Raw genomic sequence first — 3,808 nt, 5'->3', positions numbered from 1 at the left:
TAAAACCCAAACGATAACCAAAAAAAGGTCTTCAGTGAAGATTGAAGATAGAAGTATGAAGAATGAAGATAGAAAAAAGAAGATAGAAGTAGAAGTTAAAGTAGAAGCTGTAAAGCCTTATCAAACAGAAAACTTTGATCTCGCTTGGAATAATTGGAAAGAGTATAAGCGTTTAGAGCTTGGCTTTAATTACAAAACTATTCACAGCGAACAAGCAGCTCTTACACAACTAGGAAACAAGACCACAAGCGAACAACACGCAATCGATTCAATTAACAACGCAATGGCAAAGGGATGGAAAGGAATCTATCCAGAAAAAGAATTAACAAATGGAAGCAAGAAAAATAGTAAAAATGGACAGCAGTATTCAGAAGACTTCCTCCAAGAAGTTGTTACAGGATTACAATCCATCTAACTGCATGAGTCATGCTGGAAAAATGATTACTGTCGCAGATGCAATAAACTCTAAAGCACCAACCTTAGCGAGTTTTAAAAGAGATCAAAGCAAAGAGTTTACAGTTAATTTTGTAATGGTTTGGCTGGTTTATTTAAACAACATTTTAAACCTTAACAAGCCAATGAGCGAAGAACAAGTCAGACTCTGTGCTGGGATGATTGTAGAAGAGTTCTACATGCTTAAAATATCTGACTTAACCCTTTTGTTTAAGCGTATCATTTCAGGCTCTTATGGAGAGTTCTACGAACGCTTAGGGATTGATAAGATACTCAAGTTCTTTAGGGCTTACTTAGAAGAACGCTATGACGAAGCATCTAGGATGTCTCAGCAAGTCCACAACGATAGGCAAAGCGATGACACATTTAACTTCAGCAATAACATGAGGCGTAAACATTACATTAAAAAATAGTCAAGAGGTTAAGTAAAACGATTTAATACTTTTTAAGAAGGGAATTACAAAGATGTAGTTCCTTTTTTTATTTCTACTTGCACCCAAATAAAACAAAGTTTTTTATGTATTTGTATAATAAATTGTTGCATTTGTGATATAAATTGTATACTTTTATACAAACAACAAAAATTTGTTTAAGAAAAGATATCAAAATAAGTACGGAGCTGTCAAGCAAACATACAACGGCAGATCCTATCACAGCAAGAAAGAAGCTGCCTATGCTATGGAGCTACACATGCGAGAGCTTGGGGGTGAAATTACAGAAATAATCCCACAGTACCCCTTGCGCTTATATGTAAATGGAAAAAAGATCTGTAATTACTTTATGGATTTTAAGATAACCCTAGCCGATGGAACTGTCGAGCTAATAGAAGTCAAAGGGTTTGAGACTGATGTCTGGAGACTTAAATGGAAATTAACTGAAGCACTACTAGAAGAACTAGAGCCAGGTGCAAAACTAGTATTAGTAAAATGACAAAAGAAGAACTGACAACGATTGACATGACAACAACAGACTATTTAATTTTTGCCATAGCAATAGGATTGCTTTCTTATGCTGTCTATAAATCATTTACAGACGATTATTAAATCAATGATTAAATCTAGTAAAAAGTTTGTAACACCAACGTTAGAAGAAGCTAACAGAAGGATTATTAATTACGAGAATGAGATTGCGTACTGTGATAGAATTATTGAATCGCTATACGAATATATAATCGAAGTTAAATTGACAAAAATAAAAACAAATAAAATCCTTGACGAGATTAAATTATGGAAAAAAAGACGTGACAATTATTTTTATCATGTAAATACTTTGTGCCTATGAAGTCAGTAACAATAACTAACAAAGTTAAGAACGGAAGGCTTAACGAAAACCAAAGCGTTGTAAAAGCTCTAAAGAACTTTGAAGGCAAAATTATTGAGATAGTTATAAGGCTTAAAAAAAAGAATAGATCAATAAGCCAGAACTCTTACTACTGGGCTGTAATTATACCAGTAACTATTCAAGCCATTGCAGATGAATGGGGAGAACATTGGGATAGAGAAAAAGCTCATGACTTTTATAAAATGCATTTCCTACAATACGAAATAGTGACAAACGATAACAAAATAATTAAAGCCCCAAAGTCTACCACAGAAAACAACACACATGACCAGGAAGTATTCCACAAGCAATGCAGAGATTTTATTAAGGAATACTTTAACGTAGATATACCCCTACCAAATGAAAACATAAAATTTGAGTAATGGAAATAGTTAGTAATTGCTGTACTGCAACCCAATGGTATGAAACAGATATATGTAGCCAATGTTTAGAACACGCAGAATTTACAAAGATAGATACAAAGAAATGATAGTAGTAATTCGAGAATACTACTTAAAATAAGCATATTGCTTAAAACTTTACTATAATAGACATTAACCAAATAATTCACTAAAATAAAATAAATGTATATAAATATAGAACTAAAACCAACTGAAAGAAAAGACTACTTTAAATTCTTAATCAATGGGGTTAAGCTAGGAGAATGGGAACGAAGCGAACTAAGACACTTAATAGAAACAATAGATAATAAAATATAATGGATAAATACTCAACAATTATGAAGATCTCGCTTAGGATGTTTAATAAACTACCTAACGAATTAACGCAAGAAGAAAAAGACAAAGTAATTAATATATACCATGACTTTTACTAGAAGGTTTTATAAAAAAAAGTAAAAATGTTTATATAATAATAGTATGCATTAAAAAAACATAAATAAACAATAAACACAATATAATAAAAATGCCATTTGAAAAGGGTAATTCATACGGAAATAGAAAGGGGCGGCCTAAGGGAGCTGATAATAAGATCACTAAAGAGATTAAAGATATACTCCAGGAAGTTGTGTTTAATGCTGAGGAAATAAGCAAAGTATATAATGGATTAGATCCCCATCAAAAAGCTGAATTTATGGTGCGAATGGCGCGCTATGTAACCCCAGAGCAAAAGGCTATTAATTTAGGCGTAAATCAATTTATTGAACAACCATTATTTTTAGATGTTTCAGAAGACGACAGCTATACAGAAAATTCAGAAGCTTTCCAAACGGATTAGAGTAGTTCAAGGAGGAACTTCAGCATCTAAGACCTTTGGAATATTAGCCATGCTTATAGACTACTCTATTAAACACCCTAAGACAGAAACATCAGTAGTAGCTGAATCCATTCCACACTTAAGACGTGGGGCTATAAGAGACTTTAGAAAGATCATGCAGATGACTGGTCGCTGGTATGCAGAGCGATTCAATAGAACCCTACTTACATACACTTTTAGCAATGGCTCAACAATAGAGTTTTTTAGTGCTGACTCAGAAGCAAAGCTAAGAGGTGCTAGACGTGACATCTGTTACATCAATGAAGCTAATAATATAGCTGGAGGCTTTGATTCCTACCTACAGTTAGCTGTAAGGACTTTAAAACATATTTATATAGACTTTAACCCAAGTGCTGAGTTCTGGGCGCATACAGAGCTTAAAAACGACTTAGAAGCTGAATGGTTAATTCTTACATACAAAGACAATGAAGCTGCTCCTGAAGCTGCTGTAAGCGAAATACTAAAGGCTAAGGCTAAAGCTAACAAAGGGAATGAGTATTGGGCTAATTGGTATCGTGTTTATGGAGAGGGTTTAACAGGCATACTACAAGGGGCTGTATATACCAACTGGAAAGTCGGAAGCTTTAAAGAAGTATCTAAGCCAGTCTACGGACAAGATTTTGGATTTAGCAATGATCCAACAACATTAATAAAAACATGTATAGATAGAGATAACAAGATAATCTATTTACAAGAATGTTTCTACAAGAAATCTTTAACTGCTAGTGAGATATATATACTAAATAAAAAGTTTGCTGGA

General features: G+C 33.4%; 7 protein-coding genes. All 7 read left to right on the top strand.

Going from position 1 to position 3,808, the window contains the following annotated elements; all coding sequences use genetic code 11:
* On the top strand, window positions 1-415 hold a 415-nt coding region (locus QNK89_RS02470; RefSeq protein WP_340169388.1), incomplete at its 5' end, for a hypothetical protein.
* Window positions 416-419: 4 nt separating this feature from the next.
* Entirely contained in the window at window positions 420-866 is a 447-nt protein-coding gene (locus QNK89_RS02465) for a DUF6633 family protein (RefSeq protein WP_340169387.1), read from the top strand.
* A 172-nt stretch (window positions 867-1,038) separates the two neighbouring features.
* Complete coding sequence (locus QNK89_RS02460; RefSeq protein WP_340169386.1) at window positions 1,039-1,383, top strand: DUF1064 domain-containing protein; 345 nt, start codon at window positions 1,039-1,041, stop codon at window positions 1,381-1,383.
* A 347-nt stretch (window positions 1,384-1,730) separates the two neighbouring features.
* On the top strand, window positions 1,731-2,156 hold the full coding sequence (locus tag QNK89_RS02455; protein WP_340169385.1) for a hypothetical protein: 426 nt from the start codon (window positions 1,731-1,733) through the stop codon (window positions 2,154-2,156).
* A 201-nt stretch (window positions 2,157-2,357) separates the two neighbouring features.
* Complete coding sequence (locus QNK89_RS02450) at window positions 2,358-2,492, top strand: hypothetical protein (RefSeq protein ID WP_340169384.1); 135 nt, start codon at window positions 2,358-2,360, stop codon at window positions 2,490-2,492.
* Window positions 2,493-2,697: 205 nt separating this feature from the next.
* Window positions 2,698-3,009, top strand: coding sequence for a hypothetical protein (locus tag QNK89_RS02445; protein WP_340169383.1), 312 nt, complete (start codon window positions 2,698-2,700; stop codon window positions 3,007-3,009).
* On the top strand, window positions 2,954-3,808 hold an 855-nt coding region (locus QNK89_RS02440), incomplete at its 3' end, for a phage terminase large subunit (RefSeq protein ID WP_340169382.1). The genes QNK89_RS02445 and QNK89_RS02440, both read left to right, overlap by 56 nt.

This window comes from Lacinutrix sp. (assembly GCF_037625555.1).
Taxonomy (GTDB): domain Bacteria; phylum Bacteroidota; class Bacteroidia; order Flavobacteriales; family Flavobacteriaceae; genus Lacinutrix.
The sequence above is the reverse complement of the archived record's forward strand: the minus strand, read 5'-3'. Positions and strand labels throughout refer to the sequence as shown.